A 20,881-nucleotide genomic window follows, 5' to 3' on the forward strand; every position below is an offset into this window, starting at 1 on the left:
GTATATTAGTATATTGACAATGTTTATTTTTGAAAGGTTGATTTGTTAGATGAGAGAAAAAGTTTCTGTATTAATGAGTGTTTATAATGAAAATCTAGATTGGCTAAAAGACGCAGTAGAATCAATAATAAATCAAACATACATAAATTTTGAATTCCTTATCATAGTAGATAATCCGTTTAATTTTGAAAATATAAATTATCTAAAAGGATGGGCATTAAAAGATAGTCGAGTGAGGGTAGTTATTAATGAACAAAATATTGGTCTAGCTGAATCACTAAATAAGGCACTAATATTATCTGAAGGGGACTTTATTGCTCGTATTGACGCAGATGATATTGCCGACAAAAAAAGGTTAGAGCGGCAATTAAATAAATTTAAAGAACAACCAACAATTGATTTTATTAGTGGAAATGTAGATATTATTGACGAAGATGGATATTTAGTTAGAAAAGCTAGAACAAAAGAATATAACATTGGAAAATTGATAAAAATATTACCAGTGGTAAATGTTTTGGTGCATCCAACTTGGATGATTAGAAGAGATGTGTACGAAAAATTACAGGGTTATCGTAAATTTCCTGCAGCTGAAGACTATGATTTTGCTTTAAGAGCTATAGACTCTAATGTGAAGATTCTCCATATGAAAGAAAAACTAGGGCAGTATAGAATCCGAAATACAAGTATGGGTTATGATACTGCATTAATCTCTCAAGTTGTAAGTAAGTATATTGTGGAACTTCATAAGAAAAGAAAAAATGAAGGATTGGATAGCTATGATATAGAGCATTTAAATAGACTTCTTCTGATTCCAGAAGAAGAGCAAAAAAAATATTCTAAATACATAGTAGAACTGAAAATAAAAAATAGAGGAAACTTCATGAAGATGTTAATAACTATTTTTAAAGCAAGCGTGAATTCCAAATATTTTAGACGAGAATTTATAAATATGCTGTATGTTCAATTTACATTAAGAGTATACTGAAAGGACTAATTTGGCTATGAGAAAAATAAAAAAATGGATAGTAGATAATCCAGATAAGTTTCAATTATTGTTCTACTACTATTTTAAAGTTAAATATTCAAGAAAAAGAGACCTCAGTAAGGAGGAGTTGTTTAATGAAATAATAAAAGAACTGAAGAGAAATGGTGCTAAATTTATTGTAGTTGGTACTCCTGAACATGGAAATATTGGAGATGCTGCAATCGTGTATGCAGAATACATGTTTGTCAAAAAAGAATTTCCTAAATTTCAATATATTGAAATTCCGGAAATTTATGTGCCAGAGTTTTCAGAAATATTACCCACTATGATATCAAAAAAGGATAAGGTACTGTTTCATGGTGGAGGGAATTTAGGTTCATTATATCCGGCCGTAGAAATTGTTCGTGAAAAAGTTGTAAAGAATATGATTGAATGGGAAATAGTATCCTTTCCCCAATCAATATATTTTGAGCAAACTAAAGTTGGAAAAAAAATGCTAAAGTTGAGTAAAAAGAACTATAAAAATCCAAAATGGAGTTTTTTCGCTAGAGAACCTGTTAGCTTTAATATAATGAAGGAAAATTATCCTGATTCATTTGTTGAATTAGTTCCTGATATTGTTATGTCTTTAGATATTTCACAAGAATTTGAAAAAAAAGAACGAAAAGGGGTCATTACACTACTACGAACAGATAATGAAAAAGTGATTTCAGGTGAAACCACAGATCAGTTAAATCAGGTCCTTATGAAATTTTTTTCAAATTCTATTACTCAAAGTGATACAACGTTAGAAGAAGGAAAAACAATTCCACAGAAATTGAGAAAAAAAATATTAGTAGAGAAATGGAAAGAAATAGCTAGTCATGAACTTGCTGTTACTGATAGACTCCATGGGATGATTTTTGCTTTTATCACGAAGACACCTTGTATAGTGTTCAAAAATGGAAATCACAAAATTGAATCAACGTACCAACACTGGCTATCAAAATGTGACTTTATACGGCTTGTTGATGATCAATCAATTAGTGAGATTGAGTTAATGATTCAAGAGGTGCTAGATGCGAAAGATTTTGGCTTTTCTTTAAAAGGGGAATATAATCCTTTGATCGAGAGAATTAATAGGATGAATCAAGATGAGTAAGTATCAAAAATTAATAAATAATTCTATCATTTTTACTATTGGCAATTTTGGAAGTAAATTGTTGTTGATTTTATTGGTTCCTCTATATACCTATTCGCTTACCCCGGCAGAATACGGATCAGTTGATTTGTTAATGACAACAGTCAGTTTATTACTTCCAATTGTATCTTTAAATATTTTTGATGGTGTCATTCGTTTTGTCATGGATAAAAATGAATCGAAAGAAAAAGTATTTACAAACAGTATGTTGCTACTTTTTGCTATGGCTGTTGCTAGTAGTTTTGGAATTATGTGTTTGTCATTTTTTTTTCCATTAACAAATCATTTTTGGTATTACTTATATTGGATATTGATACTACAAGCACTTCAAACAACGTTTGCTCAGTTTGCTAGAGGAATTGACAAAATTAAAGTTTATGCTCTTAGTGGGGTGTTATTAACATTTGCTACGGCTGTATTGAATATTGTTTTATTGGTTATTTTTAAAATGGGTATACAGGGGTACCTCATATCTTTAGTATTAGCAAATATAATTACAATTGTATATCTTGCTTGTGTACTGAAAATATGGTCATTTTTTAACTTTAAGAATTTAGATAAACAGTTGATAAAAAGGCTTTTAATTTATAGTCTACCATTAATTCCCAATGCAATTATGTGGTGGTTAATGAATGCTTCAAGTCGATATTTTGTTGTATTTTTTATTGGTAGTTCTGCAAATGGATTGTTAGCTGTTGCAAATAAAATTCCCAGCTTAATATCACTTTTAAATACAATTTTTATGCAGGCTTGGCAGATGTCGGCGATTGAAGAATTTGATTCTAAAGATAAGTCAGTATTCTATTCCAAAGTATTTAACTATTTTTCGCTTGTAATGCTTTTGGGCGCTTCTGGATTACTAATGATTTTAAAACCATTGGTTAAATGGGTTATTAATATAGATTTCTATAATTCTTGGGAAATAGTTCCACCATTATTACTAGCTGTAGTATATTCAAGCTATTCGGGATTTCTAGGAACAAATTATATTGCTGCAAAAAAAACGCAAGGAGTATTTTTTTCGTCGATCATTGGAGCTCTGGCTAGTGTTATTTTGAATCTTTTGCTAATTCCATCTATAGGAACTAGTGGAGTGGGAATTAGTTCTATGGTTAGCTTTTTTTTAATATTTATAATCAGATATTTTGATACTAAAAAGTTTATTCACATGACAATTAATATTAAAAATATAATCATTATCCATCTAGTAATTATACTTCAAATCGTTTTTCTGTACTTATTGGATGGATCTAAATTGATGATAGTTGAGGTACTATTATTTTTCTGTACAATTTTTATCAGCAAAGAGATATTTATTTTGATATTTCAATTTTTAAGAAAAAAATATGTGAAAAAAGATGAAAGTTAGTTAATTTATTAGGGAACATAATGAAAAGTATAAAATTATATGCGGTATTTATTTTTGTTAGCTTGCTAGTGTCTCTATTATTTATTAGATTGTTGATGTTGATAATAAAAAGATACACGCAATTAGTCTATCTTTTTAATTCAATAAACTTTTCATATTTAATTCTATTCTTAGTTTGCTTTTTTCTATGTTTTTTCTATTAATACAGTTAAATGCGAAAAAAATAATAATTTATATGTATGCTTTTTATAGTTGCTATTTTTGCTTACTGTTTATATTTCTTTTTTTTAAACAGGCAAATAATCATGATATTAGTTTAAATATTTTAACAGATTGGATGTATTCAGGAGGAATAATCGAAAGTATATTGAATGTGGTTGGTTTTATTCCTTTTGGCATTTTATTTAACAGACTACAGGCTTTACAAATGGTTATTTTAAGTTTGTTTCTAGTTACAAGAATTGAGATAGCACAATACTATTTTTATGTATGAACGTTCTCCTTATCAGATATTATCTTAAACGTTTTTGGAATGTCTGTAGGTTACTATTTAATAAAAAAATTAAAGGATTTGGAAATAGGGAAAAAGCCCTTTTTGTAAGGAAAGATAGATTTGCTTAAGTTTGTTATTATTTTACAAATACATTAAGATATCATGCCAATTCCCCAAAAAAGTTGCGGCGTGATTCAAATTGTGAGAAAATAGGTTTCATGAATTATTCTTGTAAAAAATGAGGAAGTGTCTTATGAATCTATGGAAAAAAGTAATATTGACTGTTTTAGGAGTGGTTCTTATATCGGTTGCTGGCTTTTGTGCATATGGGATTAAAATGTACTCCGATGCAACATATACAGTGAAAGGGGTTTTCGAGTCTATCGATCGAACATCTAAAAAAAGAGATGTAGCTGTAAATATCGATGCTCAAGAGCCATTCTCTGTTTTATTGATGGGAATCGATACTGGGGATCTAGGTCGTACGGAACAAGGTCGCTCAGATACTACAATGGTAGTTACTATTAATCCGAAAGAAAAGAAATCAACAATGATTAGTTTGGATAGAGATATCTTGACGGAAATTGTTGGTAATGGGACCGAAGATAAATTGAATCATGCATATGCTTTTGGTGGGGCTAAGATGGCGATTGATACGGTTGAAAATTTATTGGATATTCCAATAGATAATTATGTGTCGATCAATATGAAAGGTATGAAAGACCTAATTGATGCTGTGGGCGGTATTGAAGTTGATAATACAATTGGTGAGTTCACATTAGATGGCATCGTTGTTCCTGCTGGTAAAGTTAAATTGGACGGAGAAACTGGCTTAGCATACGCTCGTATGCGTAAAGAAGATCCAGAAGGCGATATTGGTCGTCAACGTCGTCAGCGAGAAGTGGTTGAAAAAATTGTTAACAAAGTAATCAGTTTAGACGGTGTAGCGAAATACAGAAAAATTTTGGACGCGGTAAAAGATAATGTAAAAACCGATTTGACTTGGGATAACATGGTAGATATTCAAAAGAAATATATGCCTGCTTTTAAAGACATCGACTCCTTACAATTAGAGGGGGAAGGTACCGAAATCGGGGGCATTTACTATCAGTTACTGGACCCGACGAAATTGTTTGAAGTCCAAACTGATTTACGTGCTCAATTAGGTATGGCTAAAAATGAAAAAATGCAGGCAACTGATAATGCCAACTATAGTAATTATGCTACTGGTGATGAGACGGGCACGTATAGTGGGTATGATACTAATGCTTACGGTACAACTAGTTATGTAGATCCAACGACAGACGTTAATGGTGGCGGGTCTGGATATACTGATCCAAATGCCGTAGCAGAAGAAACTCCTTATTCAGGAGATGGTTACTGAAGCTAAAACTTCTATTCTTAATCAGAATAGAAGTTTTTTTAATTTCCACCTACTTTAGACTAGAAATCTTTTTTATACGATGTTATAATTGGACTATACCAAATATGAATGCAAGGGAGCAATTTTTAATGCAAATTATCAAAGTAGCGAACGCTGAAGAAGGCGGGAAAAAAGCATTTGAACTGATTAAAGAAGGCATGAACAATGGTGCGAAAGTTTTGGGGCTTGCTACAGGAAGTACGCCAGAAACTTTATATAAAGAAATGACTGCAAGTGATTTAGATTTTACTGATATGACTTCTGTAAACTTGGATGAATACGTTGGTTTAGGTGGAGAAGATGATCAAAGTTACCGTTATTTCATGAACGATCAATTATTCAATAAAAAACCATTTAAAGACACATATGTACCTAATGGAAAAGCAGAAGATCTAGCGGCTGAATGCAAGCACTATGAAAGTATTATCTATAGTAATCCAATCGATATTCAAATCTTAGGTATTGGCCAAAATGGACATATTGGTTTTAATGAACCAGGAACACCTTTAGATAGTTTAACTCATGTTGTTGAATTAACGGAATCTACGATCAATGCGAATAAACGTAATTTTGAAAAAGTGGAAGATGTACCAACTAGAGCTGTTTCTATGGGAATTGGTTCAATCATGAAAGGGAAGAAAATGATTTTAATGGCTTATGGAGAAGCTAAAGCAGATGCAATCAAAGGCATGATCGATGGTCCTGTTTCTGTTGATCTACCAGCAAGTGCATTACAAAATCATTCTGATGTGGTTGTCATTATTGATGATGCAGCAGCAAGCAAATTATAAGATTCATAGAGCTGTGCCGGGATTTAACTTAAATAGTTAGCTCCTAGGCACAGTTTTTTTGTTGAGAGGAACGTCATTCTCTTAATCTGAATTAGTGCTATAATGAAATAGAAGAGCAGTAGGAGGAATGAGTATGATGGATATAAGTTTAACAGTTCCTGAGATTATTATACGGCTATGTTTGGCCATGCTGATTGGTGGTGTGATTGGATTTGAACGCCAATACAAAAATCGACCGGCGGGTATGCGGACACACATTTTAGTTTGTATGGGTGCAACAATCATTGCCTTGATTCAAGTTGAAATTGCAGCAAGTGCTTTGCGGGATGCGATCAATCATCCAGAATTGACTGGTGTGATTCGTTCGGATCAAGCACGTCTAATTGCTCAAGTAGTGAGTGGAATTGGGTTCTTAGGCGCTGGAACGATCATTGTTACCAAACAGTCGGTGAAAGGCTTAACCACAGCTGCTTCTCTTTGGGCTGTAGCAGGATTAGGTATTGCGATCGGTATGGGTTACTATGCTATTGCAATTACTAGCTTTGTGGGTATTTTCATTGCATTGACATTGGTTAGAAAAGTAATTCATGTTCCGACAACCAAAAAATTAGAAATTCGTTATATCCACAAGCAGGAAACAAAAGAATTTATCAATCAATATTTTGAAGAACATAAAATCGAAATAGAAGATGTTAACTTTAATGTGTTATTGGTTGATGATACGCAGATTTACACAAATATTTATACGATCGATTTACCAAAAGGCATGACCTATGCAGAGGTTATAGAGGATTTGTCGATCTATAAAAATATAACGAAATTGCGTTTAGTTAGTATCTGAGTTGCGTTGATAAACATAAAAAAGAAGGTCCTTGAAAATGTTCAAGTGAACCTTCTTTTTATATGATTACTATTTAGATGAAAAAAAGTATGCTCCAGCTTAACAAAACTGTTAAGCTACCGCTAAGAAAATTAACCCAATCATTTGATAGCCAGGAAATGCCACTGATCTGTTTAGTTTGTTGAAGATGGTGTTGTTTTTGTTCAGTCAGTTGTCCACAGATAAGACAACGATACTTTGCTTGAAGTGTTGCGCCTAATAGGCTATCCACAAGAGAGTTAATAAGACCGCAAATAAGCGGCACCATGATTAGTAAACTTATGGGATATTGGTACAGTTGATACCAACCATAAAGAAGCCAAAAGGTTATTGAAATCAACAAACTACCACAGAAAGAAGCAAGGCTGCCAAGAACAGAAACACCACCAGAAAGACCAGCTTCAACTGGTTTAAATGAAACAATCGAGCGTGGGAGTTTGTTACTTAACATACCGATCTCTGAGCCCCAGGTATCAGCTGTTGCTCCTGTGACACCACTAACATAACCAACCATAAATAATTGATTTTTTGTATAATAGAAAAGAACTAATGAAATAACTGCTGGAAGACTGTTAGCAAATACTTGCCAAGCATCTCTTGTATGGTTTTTTTCAGTAATAGATTCAATATCAGATACTTTGAGTATCTTTTTTACTAGATGAATGCACCCTGAACTACCAAAAAATAAAATCAGTAAGCTCCAAGTTTGCCATGAGCCAAATCCACAAACGAACATAGCGATAATAACTACAGCCATAACACCAGACTTTGTTAGTAACTCTGTGATATATGAAAACATACCAATCAAGATACCTGCAATAAATCCTAGCAATAATTTATAAACTAAAATAGTCATGAGACACCTCTTGAAGTAATTGATTTGGTCAAATAGTTATACAACGTAAGTATAGCATGAAAAAGTTATGAGTATTAGAGAGAGAAATTTTTTGCTAAGATAACAGTTTAAATTGAAAAAAATCTTTTTATACTTGAAAAGAATGATAGAATGAAATTACTATGTATTGGAGGTTTTGTATGGGTTCTTTGTTTAAACAATCAAAATTATTATTTTGGACAGTAGAAATTGTACTAACAATCATCGGTGTTTTCTTTTTATTAAAAATGCCAAATGTTTTTAGCCCAATAGTAGGAATGGTATCTGCAGTTTTTATGCCATTATTGATTGCCGGATTTTTATATTATATGTTCGATCCAATCGTTGTTTTGTTAGAAAAACGAGGACTTCCTAGAATTGTTGGGTTTATGCTTACGTTTGCAGTTTTGATTATTTTGATTGCATTGATAGTTAGGAACGTGGTACCTCAATTGGTTAATCAATCTTTAGAATTGAGCCAGTCGCTTCCAAGCTATGCAGAAGAAATGAATCAATGGTTGAATGAATTAAGTGATTTAGAAGCGTTTAAGGGGTTTAATATTCAAGAACAATTAGATAAAGTGAACATTACAATCAGTAATATTTTAAATTTTGCGATTGTCGGTGTAACGAGCAGTCTTTCAAAAATTGTTGGGGTATTGATGAGATTCTTTATTTTACTTTTTACTGTGCCATTTATTTTGTTTTTCATGTTTAAAGATGGTCATAAGTTTTTGGATGCAATGTCCCATTTCTTTCCAAAGAGTATTCGCAGTGAGTTACGTCAAACGGTTAGAGAATTAAATCAAACGTTGTCAGCTTATATCAGTAGTACGGTGTTAGATGCGCTGATTATTGGGATTCTAAGCTTTATTGCGATGACGATATTTAAACAGCCATATGCTTTGCTGTTAGCTGTTTTTTGTGGTTTAACGAATATCATTCCTTATGTTGGACCGTTTATTGGTGCTGTTCCAGCTATTTTAGTTGGGCTGTTCATTTCACCTTGGCAAGCGTTATACATGGCTTTATCGATTTTAGTGATCCAACAATTGGATGGTAATCTGATCAAGCCACTTTTAATGGGGAAATCAATGAATATCCATCCACTGACGATTATTTTAGTTTTGATCGCTTCAGGAAGTGTGGGAGGAATTATTGGGATGCTGATTTGTTTTCCTGTTTATGCCGTGATCAAGACCTTGGGCATTAATATTAGTAAGATTTATAAGATTAAAAAAGAGGCTAAAGAGAGTGGGCTAGAAGATCAAATTGTTTAAAGTCTGATTTTCTTTTAAATGTTGAATGGATAAAAAAAGTCTAAGATAAAACCGTTGGGTTTTATCTTAGACTTTTTTAGAAAGAATTAATCCATACCAATTAGATAATCATCATCTTTCATTGCTTCAACAGTTCCTAATAAGTAACCATTACCAACTTGAGAGAAGAAATCATGATTGCTTGTACCAGTAGAGATACCATTCATAACGATCGGGTTGACATCATTCGCTGTATCCGCAAATAATGGGTCCATACCAAGGTTCATCAAGGCTTTGTTTGCATTGTAACGCAAGAAGGTCTTCACTTCTTCAGTCCAACCTAAACCATCATACAATTCTTCTGTATAACGTTCTTCATTTTCGTATAATTCATAAAGAAGGTTGTACATCCAATCTTTCATTTCGTTTTGCTCTGTTTCAGATAATTCATTGAAACCTAATTGGAATTTGTAGCCAATATAAGTTCCGTGAACAGATTCATCGCGAATGATCAATTTGATGATTTCAGCAACGTTGGCTAGTTTGTTATTCCCTAGGTAATAAAGAGGCGTATAAAAACCTGAATAGAATAAGAAGGTTTCTAAAAAGACACTCGCAACTTTCTTTTCTAGCGGCGTACCATTTTTATAAATTTCGTTGATTTTTTCTGCTTTTGTTTGCAGATAGACATTTGAATTTGTCCATTCGAATATTTCATCGATCTCTTTTTTAGTGTTTAATGTACTAAAAATAGAAGAATAGCTTTTAGCATGGACCGATTCCATAAATTGGATATTATTTAAAACAGCCTCTTCGTGTGGCGTGCGGACATCATTTCTTAGTTGTTCCATCCCACTTTCAGATTGAACGGTATCTAGTAGCGTTAAACCACCAAAAACGTAGCCGACAGTTGTTTTTTCTAAGTCTGAAAGGGTTCTCCAATCATCTAAATCATTAGACAAAGGAATACGAGTATCTAACCAGAATTGTTCCGTTAGTTTTTCCCAAGTAGATTTGTCGATAACATCTTCGATAGCGTTCCAGTTAATCGCTTCATAATAGGTTGCCATGTATTTTCCTCCTCATTACCTTTACGTTAAAATACAGTAAATCATAGAACAAGGCGACCAGAGGGCGCCTTGTTTGTTTTTTGCGAGTTTGTTGCTCTTAATTTTTAGATGACACAACTTTCACATTGGTTGCTGCCGATTTCTTCGGCATCGTCAGTAAATGTTCTTACGTAATAAATTGATTTAACGCCTTTATGGAAAGCATAGTGACGTAAAATATTCAGATCACGCGTTGTTTGTTTTGGTGAATCTTTCCATTCATATAAACCTTCAGGAATTTCAGAACGCATAAACAAGGTTAAACTCATTCCTTGATCCACATGTTGTTGCGCTGTTGCATAAACATCGATAACTTTACGCATGTCCATGTCATAAGCAGATGTATAGTATGGAATCGTATCATTAGCTAGATAAGGAGCAGGATAGTAAATTTTACCGATTTTCTTTTCTTGACGTTCTTCGATCATACGAGTAATCGGATGGATACTAGCACTTGTATCATTGATGTAAGAGATAGAGCCATTAGGAGCTACAGCTAAACGGTTTTGATGATATAAACCATCTGTTTTCACTGCATCACGTAATTTTGCCCAATCATCAGAACTTGGGATAAAGATATCTTTAAAGATTTCTTTGACTTTATCTGATTGAGGAGTGAAATCTCCTTCGATATATTTATCAAAGTATGAACCATTCGCATAATCAGATTTATCGAAATTATAGAAGGTCTCATTGTATTGTTTAGCGATATTATTACTTTCAACTAATGTCCAGTAATTTAATAGAGTAAAGTATACATTAGTAAAATCTAGTGAGTCTTTTGAACCATACTCCATATGATTTTTGGCAAAGAACGTATGCAGACCCATTGCACCAAGTCCAATTGTGTGACTTAATTTGTTTCCGTTTTGAATAGAAGGCACGACATCGATATCAGAAGCATCTGTTACAAATGTTAAGGCACGAGTCATTGCACGAACCGATTTACCAAAGTCTGGGCTGTCCATCAAGTTAACGATATTAGTTGAACCTAAATTACAGCTGATATCTGTACCAAGTGTTTCATATTCTTGTTTACCATTTAAAACAGATGGTGTTTGAACTTGTAAGATCTCTGAACATAGATTACTCATGATGATTTTACCATAAGCTGGATTGCTTCTGTTGGCTGTATCAATGTTGATGATATATGGATAACCAGATTCTTGTTGTAATTTAGAAATTTCATTTTCTAGATCACGGGCTTTGATTTTACGTTTACGAATCTTAGGATTAGCTACTAGATTATCGTATTCTTTTGTAATATCAACATAAGAGAACGGTACACCGTATTCACGTTCAACACTATATGGGCTAAATAAATACATATCATCATTGTTACGAGCTAATTCATAAAATTTATCAGGAACCACAACACCTAAAGAAAGAGTCTTCACACGAACTTTTTCATCCGCGTTTTCTTTTTTCGTTGAAAGGAACATTTCGATATCTGGATGGAAAACGTTTAGGTAAACAACTCCAGCACCTTGACGTTGACCTAATTGATTAGAATAGCTAAAGCTATCTTCGAACAATTTCATAACAGGAACCACGCCACTGGCAGCACCTTCGTATCCTTTGATTGGAGCGCCTGCTTCACGCAAGTTCGCTAGTGTGATTCCCACACCGCCACCAATACGTGATAATTGTAAGGCTGAGTTGATTGAACGACCAATGCTGTTCATATCATCGGTTACTTGGATCAGGAAACAAGAAACAAGCTCGCCACGACGTTTGCGTCCAGCATTCAAGAAAGAAGGCGTTGCAGGTTGGTAGCGTTGATGGATCATTTCATCAGCTAAAATCAACGCTAGTTCTTCATTGCCATCAGCAAAGTACAAAGCATTGAAGGCCACACGATCTTCATAGCTTTCTAAGTATTCAGTTCCTTCGTTGTTTTTAAGCGCGTATTGTGAATAAAACTTGTAAGCTGCCATAAATGATTTAAATTCAAATCGTTGTTCATCAAGAAATGTATATAGTTGTTCAATAAAAGACATAGAATATTTGGCGATAAATGCAGTTTCTAAATAATCATTTTCAATTAAATAATTGATTTTTTCTTCTATAGTATTGAAAGTTCTTGTATTAGGAAGAACATTCTCATTGAAAAATGCTTCTAGTGCTTCTTTGTCCTTATGTAAAGGGATTTGTCCATCAACAGGACGGTTAATCTCATTATTCAGCTTAAAATAGCTGACATCTTTAATTTCTTTTAGACTCAAGTTCACTCACTACTTTCTTAAAGGATTCTACATCTTCGTTCGTGCCGCTAAATTCAAAAGCAAAAACCATAGGAACTTTATACTCGCGGGCTATGTCTTTGGCAGTATACACAAATAATTCTGCAAAATTAAGATTGCCGCTGCCGGCCACGCCTCTTAACTGTTTCTGATTACTTTTGTAATCAAGAAAATCGTTCACTACTTCAGTGATTTCTTGGTCATAAGTAGGAACGACGAGGACAAAAGGCTCATTTATCTCAAAAAAAGGATCCGCAGGCTCAATCTCATAAGCTGCTAAATCCAATTTTTTAATGAAGCGTCTGGTTTGTCCGGTGACAGTAAAATAAACGATTTTCATTTTAGCTAGCCAATTGTTTTAATTGATCAGGACGGAATCCTACAACTGTTGTAGCATCAGAAGTGATAACCGGAACACTTTGGAATCCTTGTTCTTTTAACCAATCGATTGCGTCTGGTTGGATATCGATATTTACTTCTTCAAATGCTATATTATTCTCGCTCAAAAAGCGTTTTGCCATTTTACATTGGATACAATTATTTTTAGAAAAGATTTTTACGTTCATTTTTAATTCCCCCTCAATTAGTTTACTTCACTAGTATAAATCTCTCAGGGAAAAAGTCAACACTTAGGCACTACATATTGTGGTCATTTTTAGATGGAATACCATGTTTTGTGTTTTTGAAAGAAATATGAAAGCACGTATTCTCTAGATTTGAGCGGCTATTCTTGCTATTTTAGCGTTAAAAAAAGAAATTTATTAAAATTTCCATCGGAAATTCTAATTGGCGAAACACAAGATATAGTGGTCGATTGATCTAAGATACACTAATCAAATTTAGTTACTTAAGCGCAGAAAATATTATCTTACTATAGGTAGAAAGAAGATTGATTTAAGTCTCACAAACAGGTATACTTAATGAGAACGATTATCAATATCATTGATGATTAAAATGAAAATTTTTCACAAATGCTTAGCGTGGTTGTTTTTATATTGAAAAGTACAAAGTGAAACGTCGTTATCATATAGTGGTATTTAGAATGGGGAGGGTAATCCAATGCTGACATTGGCACAAGCAAAGTTAAACAAGGTTTATACAATTGAAGAGATTCAGGCAGAAGGTTTTGCGAAGAAGCATTTGAATAATCTTGGTCTTGTGCCAGGTGGAAAAGTCGTGTTGGTAAATTATTCGAGTGAGAATGGAATTGTTTTGTTACACAATAGCCGAATTGCGATCAACCTATCTGTATTGAAACAGATTATTATAGTAGAAAAAAGTATTGATGAAGAAAATTGGGTGTCTCTCGACCAATTAACAATTGGGGAGAAAGCTCGTGTAATTGGTATTCATGGGCAAGGAGCGGTTAAAAGACGGTTGATGGATATGGGACTGACAAAAGGTGTAGATTTACTTGTTAGAAAAATGGCGCCATTAGGAGATCCAATCGAAATCAATTTACGTGGTTATGAATTGACATTAAGAAAAAATGAAGCAGAACTAGTCTTGGTACAGAAAGAGGGAGTATAGGATGAAAGAGCAACATATTGCGCTGACAGGAAATCCGAATAGTGGAAAAACAACAGCATTCAATGCACTGACAGGTGCCAATCAATATGTAGGAAATTGGCCAGGTGTTACTGTTGAACGAAAAGAAGGTAAACTGAAAAAAAACAAACAAGTAACGATCCAAGATTTACCTGGTATTTATTCCCTTTCTCCTTACACTCCAGAAGAAGTCGTTGCCAGAGACTATTTACTGGGCGGTGGACCAGATGTTATTGTCAATATTGTTGATGCGACAAACTTAGAACGAAACTTATATTTAACAACACAATTGATGGAAACAGGTATTCCAGTTGTGGTTGGATTGAATATGATGGATATTCTGGATAAAACAGGTAGGAAAATCAATATTGAAAAACTTTCTTATGGTTTAGGTGTGGATGTATCTGGTGTTAGTGCTTTAAAAAATCGAGGACTGGATGAATTAGTAAAAAAAGCAGTAAAAGCTGCTGAAATTTTTCCTCCAGAGTTGAACTATCCAACGTATGATAATCGTTTAGAAGCAGCATTAAATGAAATCATGGATGTTTTAGGAAATAATGTGCTGGCAAAACAAGCACGTTGGTATAGTATTAAATTGTTTGAAAGAGATGCTAGGGTTCATGAAGAACTTGAGTTAAGTGAACACCAACAAAAGGAAATAGAAGAAATCATCAAGATCACTGAACAAATCTTTGGTGATGATAGTGAAGCGATCGTGATCAATGAACGTTATGAGTTTATCACGCGTTTGACTGCTCTATGTGCAATTGAAAAAAATGAAATTACATTTAGTACAAGTGATAAAATCGACCGAATCGTAACCAATCGTTGGTTAGCCTTACCAATTTTTGCACTGATCATGTGGTTTGTATATTATTTAGCGATTCAAACTGTTGGGACAATGGGGACTGACTGGATCAATGATGAATTATTTGGAAATATTGTGCCGACAACGGTTGAAGGACTATTAGCAAGTTGGCATGTAGCCCCGTGGATGCAAAGTTTGATTTTAGACGGGATCATCGCTGGAGTTGGCGCGGTCTTAGGGTTCTTACCGCAGTTAGCCGTTTTATTCTTATGCTTAGGCTTTTTAGAAGATTGTGGTTATATGTCAAGAATCGCTTTTGTGATGGATCGTTTATTTAGAAAATTTGGTCTATCAGGAAAATCTTTTATTCCGATGTTGATTGCAACAGGCTGTGGTGTACCAGGAGTTATGGCGAGTCGAACGATTGAAAATGAAAAAGATCGTAAGATGACGATTATGGTTACTACATTTATGCCTTGTTCAGCGAAATTACCGATCATTGCCTTGATTGCTGGGGCCTTTTTTCCAAAAAGTAGTTGGGTATCGCCATCCGCTTATTTTATTGGGATCGCAGCGATTGTGTTATCAGGGATTGCATTAAAGAAGACGCGTTCATTTTCAGGTGATCCAGCACCATTTATCATGGAATTACCAGCGTATCATATGCCGCAATTGCGTGGCGTTCTCCGTCATGCCTACGATCGTAGTAAATCATTTGTGAAAAAAGCCGGAACAATTATTTTTGTGATGAGTATCATCATTTGGTTTACATCTACGTATACATTTACATTACAAGAAGCGGCTGAAGACCAAAGTATTTTGGCAAATTTGGGTAAAGTCATCGCACCACTATTTGCACCACTTGGCTGGGGCACTTGGCAAGGAGCTGTTGCGACGATCACAGGCTTAGTTGCAAAAGAGAATGTGATTGGTACATTTGGTATTTTGTTTGGTCATTTAGGTGAAGTATCAGAAGATGGCGTGGAAGTTTGGTCTGCATTGCAGGGCGCGTTTACACCCGTTGCAGCCTATTCATTTTTAGTCTTTAACCTATTATGTGCACCATGTTTTGCAGCAATTGGTGCAATTCGTAGAGAAATGGGTGATTGGAAATGGACTTGGGGCGCGATCGGTTATCAATGTGGCTTAGCTTATGTAGTCAGTTTCATTATCTATCAGTTTGGGCATGTTATCTTTGAAAATGGCCAATTTGGTGTAGGAATAATTATGGCAATGCTATTCGTAATCATTATGGGCTATTACCTAGTTAGAAAACCAAAAGTAACGGAAGAACCAGTTGTCACAATGGCAACATTAGAAAGAGGGTAAAAGTATGGCAACGTTGATTTTAGCAGTATTGATTTTTGGCGGAGCAGGATATGTTGTCTATTCTCGAATTAAAAAAGGGGAAAGTTGTGATGATTGTCATACGACTTGTCCTGTAAAAAAAGAACAAGGGGAATAAAAAAGAGAAGATACAATGAGATAAAATGGTCGTGATTTATTTCATTGTATCCAATGTTTCCTCTTGAACAAACGACTTTCAAGTGCTACAATATTTAAGTACTAATTATTTGGGTCGTTAGCTCAGTTGGTAGAGCAGCTGACTCTTAATCAGCGGGTCATGGGTTCGAGCCCCTTACGACCCATTGGGTGCCAAACCCACGAGAATGGTATTCTGTCGGCGTCTTCGGACGTTTAGAAGATGGAATATGCGTTCTCTTTTTTTGTTTATTTCCAACTTATTTAACGTAATAATCATATAAAGTGAGTAATCAGCTATTTGATGATAAACTAAAAGAAAGAAACATCTAGGAGGGGAAATCATGAAAAAGAAATTGATTTATTCATTCATATTAATCGCAGGACTATCACTAGCTGCTTGCGGGGGAAAAGGTAAAACAGCAGAAAGTTCTAGTTCATCCAAAAATACTGAAAAAACGAGCCAAACATCCAAATCAACGAGCACAAGCACTACGAAATCAAGTACAAGCGAAAGCACTACAAAAACATCTACATCTTCAACAGAAACAAAGACCAGTGAAAGTAATTCTGCCGTAAAAACAGAAAGCAATACGCCGGCTAAACAGGCCGATACAGTTTTGAATCAATTAAATACAGCATTTTCAACTACACATCTACCGCAGGCTATATTGACGAGCCGAACGGCTGAATATTTGACTGCAGCGACTACGAGTGCAGCAGATCAAGCTAATTTTAGAATTTTGTATTATGCTGAAACAAGTCCAATTGAGGTGAATGATCTGGCCGTCAATGATTTACAACCAATTGCTTCATTTGAGAAAAAAACTTATGCCTCAAACGAAGCAGCGGCTAGCGCAGTAAATCAAATCATTGATAATGGTGGGAATCCGATTGATCTAGGTTATGGAATAACTGGGCATCAGCAAGGAGCGGCAGGTTCTACTTTTTTATCATGGCAGGAAGGAAATTGGAGCTTAGTTGTTCGAGCGTCAAACATCAACGGTGAAGTAGCAGAGCCTGTGGCTAAAGAAACAGTTGCGTACTTAGAAACCGCAATGTTGCCGGCACCACAAACAGTTGGACAGATTTCTTTGACAGCTAGTACGAGTGATAGCTATCAAACGAATTCAGTGGTATGGCAAGAAGGAGCAGTTGTTTATACGATTCAACATTTTGATCCGTTACAAGCACTCAAGATGGCTGTGTCAACAAATCAATAATTGAATGAGTTGCTTCTGCATCTACGGTTCTCGTTTCACTCTGATTCTCGAAGTATGGAGGACCGTTTGCTCTCATTTTGTATTCGAATAGTAAGATCCTGAGATACAACTCTTTGAGTTATACCTCAGGATCGTCTTTTTATTTTTTCTTAAAAGTAAGATGAATAAAGTTTACCGCTATAGGCCTTTGATTTATCTTTTGGGGAAGAAAATCAACGACTGAAAAATTTACTTACAACTGTCGGAAGAACTCTTTGTGCCTATAGCGGCAACTTTAAACTTAAGTATAAATAGCATCATATACTTTGAACTTATTGTAATGTAAGAATTAATGTATAGGCAATTGATACGATGCTAAAAATAGAAATAAAAGCAAAACTCTTTTGTTTAGTCACCAATAAATAGTGAGACAGTAGAGTTTTGCTTTTGTATTTAAGAACAATTATTGTGTGATACTACTTTTGTCAGGTTGGGAATGAGCAAGGCGACTAGCAGCGGCAGCTGCAATTGCACCAACGATATCATCTAAAAAGGTATGAACTTGTGGTTTTTCATGTGAATTCAATTTAGCTAAGATTCCAGGTTTTACTTTATCGATATAACCATAATTCGTAAACCCGATCGATCCATAAACATTCACGATCGAAAGTGCCAAAATCTCATCGATTCCATAGAGACCTTCATCTTCTTCTAGAATTTCTTGTAACGGATGAAGTAACTTTTTTTCTTCAGCTAAAATATCTAATTGGATACCTGTAATGATGGTATTATGGACTTCACGTTTAGATAAAACGCTATCGATATTTTCAATACAAGTTGCTAAATCAAGATCTTCAATATAGGGTTTTTGTAAAAATAAAACTAATTCAGCTAAATCTTCCATCTCAACGCCACGGTCTTTTAATAACTGTCGTGCTTTTTTTTCTAATGTTTCGCCTTTTATGACCAAAATAAAAACCTCCAATGCTTCATTTTTAAACTTAGAATACATCAATGGTATACTAACTACAGAGAAAATTGCAAGGAGAAGATCAATGAATCCACTAATAGAATGTTGTGAACAAAATTTGGCTAAAGGAGCAGAGTTGTTGTTAAGTGATCCTTTTATTGAAGAAAATGGGGATGTGATCTCTTATTCTTGTATGAACGAATGCGTTCTTTGTGCCCAAACATATTTTGTTTTATTTGAAGGGGAGCGAATTACCGGGACTACTCCAGAAGAACTGGTTGACAATACAAAAAAGGCAATTATACTTTGGCAAGAAGAAATGGGGTAACAAAAATGGAACTGACTTTTTAACAGCCAGTTCCATTTTTTATTAAAGCATTTTCGCTTCTTTTCCTTCAAATAAACTAGTACTATGCATTGGTTGCGTTCTAGCATCTGGTTTAATAAAGTGCAGTGCATTATTGACGGCGGTCGGCGCTTCACCAAAACCCGTTGCAATCAGTTTGACTTTTCCATCATAGTTGCAAATATCACCAACGGCATAAACACCAGGGATATTTGTCGACATATCAGAGTTGACTTCGATTGCATTGCGGCTAACATTTAAGCCCCAATCTTTTAAATGACCTAATGATGAAGTGAAACCGTAGTTGATAATTAAAGAATCTAAATCAAGCTTTTCAAAGTTATCTGCTTTCGTTTCTTTTAATTGGATTCCTTTAAACGAGTCATCTTCAACTAAAAGTTGATCAATGACATAAGGTGTGTAGATCGAAACTTCAGAATTTTTTAAATTATCTACGCTATGTTCATGTCCACGAAATTCTGGACGACGATGGATAATGGAAACTTTTTCTGCGATTGGCTCTAACATTAAAGCCCAATCAATTGCGGAATCACCACCACCTGCAATTGCGACTTTTTTACCTGAAAATTTATTCATATCCGTTACATAATAATGAACATGATTGCCTTCAAGTTCAGCTGCTCCATCAATCGTTAAACGTCGTGGTTGAAATGAACCATTTCCGATAGCGAAGATAACAGCCTTGGAGTAATGGACACCTTTTGATGTTTCGATGCGTAAGTAGCCATCTTCCTGCACCAGATTTCTCACTTCTTCTTCTAAACAAGTTTCATGAGCAAAGGGAGCAATTTGTTTTTCTAAATTTTCAATCAACTCACTGGCTTTAATTGCTGGAAAACCAGGGACATCATAAATATATTTTTCAGGGTAAAGCGTGGATAATTGTCCGCCAAGTTGGGGCAAACTATCGATTATTTTGGTTTTGGCTTTACGAATCCCTGCATAAAAAGCGGCGAAAAGGCCAACCGGACCTGCGCCGACGATGGTTAGATCATAAATGTTTTTTGAATCAGACATCAGAATTTCCTCCCGTTTCTATAATAAAAAAGCTTTAATTTATATAAAATGAACCTCAAAGTAATTGTATATCGTTTTTCACAAAATAGCACTTGTAACAGAAAAAAGCAAGTAGAAGTTTGTGAATAAAAGGTTCTCTTAAAAGAATAACAAAGATAATGGAATTTTCAAGTGGAGTTGTTTATGATATTATAAGTAAGTAAAAATTAACGAGGAGGAAATAACAATGTCAGAATTTCCACAATTAGATTTAGCAAATGTTAAAGGCCCTAAAGCCGTGATAAAAACCAACCGCGGAGATATTACAGTGCAACTTTTCCCGGAGCACGCACCAAAAACAGTTGAAAACTTTGTTCAACTTGCGAAAAAAGGGTACTACGATGGAGTGATTTTCCACCGCGTTATCCCTGACTTCATGATTCAAGGCGGTGATCCTACTGGAACAGGTATGGGCGGCGAAAGTATTTACGGCGAAAAATTTGAAGATGAGTTTTCTAAAGATGTCTTCAATTTACGTGGTGCACTATCAATGGCCAATGCTGGACCAAATACAAATGGCAGCCAATTTTTTATCGTAAACAACCAAAATGTACCTGCTAACATGTTTGGTCAATTAGAAGGTGCTGGATTCCCGACAGAAGTGATCGAAGCGTATAAAAAAGGTGGAACACCTTGGTTAGATTTCCGGCATACGGTTTTCGGTCATGTTGTTGAAGGCATGGACGTTGTCGATGAAATCGGCGGAGTACAAAGAGACTCTCAAGATCGTCCAACATTCGATGTCGTTATTGATAAAGTAGAAATCAGCGAGTAAGCATTTAACAGTCAAAACCAAAACCCAAACCAAAACTAACTCTTAGTCCTGGCTTGGGTTTTTTATG

The 20,881-nt window shown here is 34.7% G+C and carries 20 protein-coding genes and 1 tRNA gene; 14 read left to right on the forward strand and 7 right to left on the reverse strand.

The features are described from left to right. The first annotated feature begins 49 nt into the window (after positions 1–49). The 6 genes from A5819_RS09825 to A5819_RS09850 all read left to right on the forward strand — a co-directional run bounded on the left by A5819_RS09825 (position 50) and on the right by A5819_RS09850 (position 7,082). Positions 50–985 (forward strand): glycosyltransferase, encoded by a 936-nt coding sequence (locus A5819_RS09825; protein ID WP_086278631.1) that lies wholly within the window; start codon positions 50–52, stop codon positions 983–985. A gap of 16 nt (positions 986–1,001) precedes the next feature. Further along, entirely contained in the window at positions 1,002–2,126 is a 1,125-nt protein-coding gene (locus tag A5819_RS09830; protein WP_086353046.1) for a polysaccharide pyruvyl transferase family protein, read from the forward strand. Further along, positions 2,119–3,534 carry a lipopolysaccharide biosynthesis protein gene (locus A5819_RS09835; protein WP_086353047.1) on the forward strand — a complete coding sequence of 472 codons (1,416 nt, stop codon included), beginning with the start codon at positions 2,119–2,121 and terminating at the stop codon, positions 3,532–3,534. The genes A5819_RS09830 and A5819_RS09835 overlap by 8 nt, the downstream gene beginning before the upstream one ends. Positions 3,535–4,280: 746 nt before the next feature. Further along, the gene (locus A5819_RS09840) at positions 4,281–5,411 is read left to right on the forward strand and encodes an LCP family protein (RefSeq protein ID WP_086278635.1); all 1,131 of its coding nucleotides are present in this window, start codon (positions 4,281–4,283) and stop codon (positions 5,409–5,411) included. 128 nt (positions 5,412–5,539) lie between these two features. After that, positions 5,540–6,241 (forward strand): glucosamine-6-phosphate deaminase, encoded by a 702-nt coding sequence (gene nagB / locus A5819_RS09845; RefSeq protein WP_086278636.1) that lies wholly within the window; start codon positions 5,540–5,542, stop codon positions 6,239–6,241. Between the two features lie 133 nt (positions 6,242–6,374). After that, a complete protein-coding gene (locus A5819_RS09850) occupies positions 6,375–7,082 on the forward strand; it encodes an MgtC/SapB family protein (protein WP_086278637.1) in 708 nt (235 codons plus the stop codon). A gap of 73 nt (positions 7,083–7,155) precedes the next feature. Here the strand turns inward: A5819_RS09850 and A5819_RS09855 are convergent, their stop codons facing one another. Then, the gene (locus A5819_RS09855; protein WP_086278638.1) at positions 7,156–7,977 is read right to left on the reverse strand and encodes a DUF92 domain-containing protein; all 822 of its coding nucleotides are present in this window, start codon (positions 7,975–7,977) and stop codon (positions 7,156–7,158) included. A 179-nt stretch (positions 7,978–8,156) separates the two neighbouring features. Between A5819_RS09855 and A5819_RS09860 the strand changes: the two genes are divergently transcribed. Further along, positions 8,157–9,275: an AI-2E family transporter gene (locus A5819_RS09860; protein WP_086278639.1), complete on the forward strand. Its 1,119-nt coding sequence runs from the start codon at positions 8,157–8,159 to the stop codon at positions 9,273–9,275. Between the two features lie 86 nt (positions 9,276–9,361). Here the strand turns inward: A5819_RS09860 and nrdF are convergent, their stop codons facing one another. The 4 genes from nrdF to nrdH form a co-directional block, all read right to left on the reverse strand. Next, positions 9,362–10,324, reverse strand: coding sequence for a class 1b ribonucleoside-diphosphate reductase subunit beta (nrdF, locus tag A5819_RS09865; RefSeq protein WP_086278640.1), 963 nt, complete (start codon positions 10,322–10,324; stop codon positions 9,362–9,364). Positions 10,325–10,428: 104 nt separating this feature from the next. Continuing rightward, positions 10,429–12,588: a class 1b ribonucleoside-diphosphate reductase subunit alpha gene (gene nrdE, locus A5819_RS09870; protein ID WP_086279672.1), complete on the reverse strand. Its 2,160-nt coding sequence runs from the start codon at positions 12,586–12,588 to the stop codon at positions 10,429–10,431. After that, complete coding sequence (nrdI, locus tag A5819_RS09875) at positions 12,569–12,946, reverse strand: class Ib ribonucleoside-diphosphate reductase assembly flavoprotein NrdI (RefSeq protein ID WP_086278641.1); 378 nt, start codon at positions 12,944–12,946, stop codon at positions 12,569–12,571. The genes nrdE and nrdI overlap by 20 nt, the downstream gene beginning before the upstream one ends. Before the next feature lies 1 nt (position 12,947). Then, on the reverse strand, positions 12,948–13,172 hold the full coding sequence (gene nrdH, locus A5819_RS09880) for a glutaredoxin-like protein NrdH (RefSeq protein WP_010760423.1): 225 nt from the start codon (positions 13,170–13,172) through the stop codon (positions 12,948–12,950). A gap of 493 nt (positions 13,173–13,665) precedes the next feature. Between nrdH and A5819_RS09885 the strand changes: the two genes are divergently transcribed. From A5819_RS09885 to A5819_RS09905, 5 genes are all read left to right on the forward strand, one after another. Beyond that, on the forward strand, positions 13,666–14,136 hold the full coding sequence (locus A5819_RS09885) for a ferrous iron transport protein A (protein WP_086278642.1): 471 nt from the start codon (positions 13,666–13,668) through the stop codon (positions 14,134–14,136). Between the two features lies 1 nt (position 14,137). Beyond that, on the forward strand, positions 14,138–16,291 hold the full coding sequence (gene feoB, locus A5819_RS09890; RefSeq protein WP_086278643.1) for a ferrous iron transport protein B: 2,154 nt from the start codon (positions 14,138–14,140) through the stop codon (positions 16,289–16,291). A 4-nt stretch (positions 16,292–16,295) separates the two neighbouring features. Continuing rightward, positions 16,296–16,427, forward strand: a complete 132-nt coding sequence (locus A5819_RS09895) for a FeoB-associated Cys-rich membrane protein (protein WP_086278644.1) — start codon at positions 16,296–16,298, stop codon at positions 16,425–16,427. A gap of 111 nt (positions 16,428–16,538) precedes the next feature. Then, a tRNA-Lys gene (locus A5819_RS09900) sits at positions 16,539–16,611 on the forward strand. A gap of 177 nt (positions 16,612–16,788) precedes the next feature. Next, positions 16,789–17,667, forward strand: a complete 879-nt coding sequence (locus tag A5819_RS09905) for a hypothetical protein (protein ID WP_086278645.1) — start codon at positions 16,789–16,791, stop codon at positions 17,665–17,667. 442 nt (positions 17,668–18,109) lie between these two features. On the opposite strand, the gene A5819_RS09910 is transcribed toward A5819_RS09905, so the two are convergent. Then, a complete protein-coding gene (locus tag A5819_RS09910; protein WP_086278646.1) occupies positions 18,110–18,616 on the reverse strand; it encodes a phosphatidylglycerophosphatase A in 507 nt (168 codons plus the stop codon). A gap of 85 nt (positions 18,617–18,701) precedes the next feature. Here A5819_RS09910 and A5819_RS09915 point away from each other — a divergent pair, with 85 nt between their 5' ends. Then, the gene (locus A5819_RS09915) at positions 18,702–18,944 is read left to right on the forward strand and encodes a DUF1450 domain-containing protein (RefSeq protein ID WP_086278647.1); all 243 of its coding nucleotides are present in this window, start codon (positions 18,702–18,704) and stop codon (positions 18,942–18,944) included. A 42-nt stretch (positions 18,945–18,986) separates the two neighbouring features. Here A5819_RS09915 and A5819_RS09920 read toward each other — a convergent pair whose 3' ends face one another. Then, positions 18,987–20,000: an NAD(P)/FAD-dependent oxidoreductase gene (locus tag A5819_RS09920; protein ID WP_086278648.1), complete on the reverse strand. Its 1,014-nt coding sequence runs from the start codon at positions 19,998–20,000 to the stop codon at positions 18,987–18,989. A gap of 226 nt (positions 20,001–20,226) precedes the next feature. Here A5819_RS09920 and A5819_RS09925 point away from each other — a divergent pair, with 226 nt between their 5' ends. Next, entirely contained in the window at positions 20,227–20,814 is a 588-nt protein-coding gene (locus tag A5819_RS09925; protein WP_086278649.1) for a peptidylprolyl isomerase, read from the forward strand. Positions 20,815–20,881 lie beyond the last annotated feature (67 nt).

Source organism: Enterococcus sp. 7E2_DIV0204, assembly GCF_002140855.1.
Lineage (GTDB): Bacteria > Bacillota > Bacilli > Lactobacillales > Enterococcaceae > Enterococcus_L > Enterococcus_L lemimoniae.

Excerpts from the sequence above, each read along its gene's own strand:
- A5819_RS09825 (WP_086278631.1), top strand. The coding sequence starts at position 50 with ATGAGAGAAAAAGTTTCTGTATTAATGAGTGTTTATAATGAAAATCTA.
- A5819_RS09830 (WP_086353046.1), top strand. The coding sequence starts at position 1,002 with ATGAGAAAAATAAAAAAATGGATAGTAGATAATCCAGATAAGTTTCAA.
- A5819_RS09835 (WP_086353047.1), top strand. The coding sequence starts at position 2,119 with ATGAGTAAGTATCAAAAATTAATAAATAATTCTATCATTTTTACTATT.
- A5819_RS09840 (WP_086278635.1), top strand. The coding sequence starts at position 4,281 with ATGAATCTATGGAAAAAAGTAATATTGACTGTTTTAGGAGTGGTTCTT.
- nagB (WP_086278636.1), top strand. The coding sequence starts at position 5,540 with ATGCAAATTATCAAAGTAGCGAACGCTGAAGAAGGCGGGAAAAAAGCA.
- A5819_RS09850 (WP_086278637.1), top strand. The coding sequence starts at position 6,375 with ATGATGGATATAAGTTTAACAGTTCCTGAGATTATTATACGGCTATGT.
- A5819_RS09855 (WP_086278638.1), bottom strand. The coding sequence starts at position 7,977 with ATGACTATTTTAGTTTATAAATTATTGCTAGGATTTATTGCAGGTATC.
- A5819_RS09860 (WP_086278639.1), top strand. The coding sequence starts at position 8,157 with ATGGGTTCTTTGTTTAAACAATCAAAATTATTATTTTGGACAGTAGAA.
- nrdF (WP_086278640.1), bottom strand. The coding sequence starts at position 10,324 with ATGGCAACCTATTATGAAGCGATTAACTGGAACGCTATCGAAGATGTT.
- nrdI (WP_086278641.1), bottom strand. The coding sequence starts at position 12,946 with ATGAAAATCGTTTATTTTACTGTCACCGGACAAACCAGACGCTTCATT.
- nrdH (WP_010760423.1), bottom strand. The coding sequence starts at position 13,172 with ATGAACGTAAAAATCTTTTCTAAAAATAATTGTATCCAATGTAAAATG.
- A5819_RS09885 (WP_086278642.1), top strand. The coding sequence starts at position 13,666 with ATGCTGACATTGGCACAAGCAAAGTTAAACAAGGTTTATACAATTGAA.
- feoB (WP_086278643.1), top strand. The coding sequence starts at position 14,138 with ATGAAAGAGCAACATATTGCGCTGACAGGAAATCCGAATAGTGGAAAA.
- A5819_RS09895 (WP_086278644.1), top strand. The coding sequence starts at position 16,296 with ATGGCAACGTTGATTTTAGCAGTATTGATTTTTGGCGGAGCAGGATAT.
- A5819_RS09905 (WP_086278645.1), top strand. The coding sequence starts at position 16,789 with ATGAAAAAGAAATTGATTTATTCATTCATATTAATCGCAGGACTATCA.
- A5819_RS09915 (WP_086278647.1), top strand. The coding sequence starts at position 18,702 with ATGAATCCACTAATAGAATGTTGTGAACAAAATTTGGCTAAAGGAGCA.
- A5819_RS09920 (WP_086278648.1), bottom strand. The coding sequence starts at position 20,000 with ATGTCTGATTCAAAAAACATTTATGATCTAACCATCGTCGGCGCAGGT.
- A5819_RS09925 (WP_086278649.1), top strand. The coding sequence starts at position 20,227 with ATGTCAGAATTTCCACAATTAGATTTAGCAAATGTTAAAGGCCCTAAA.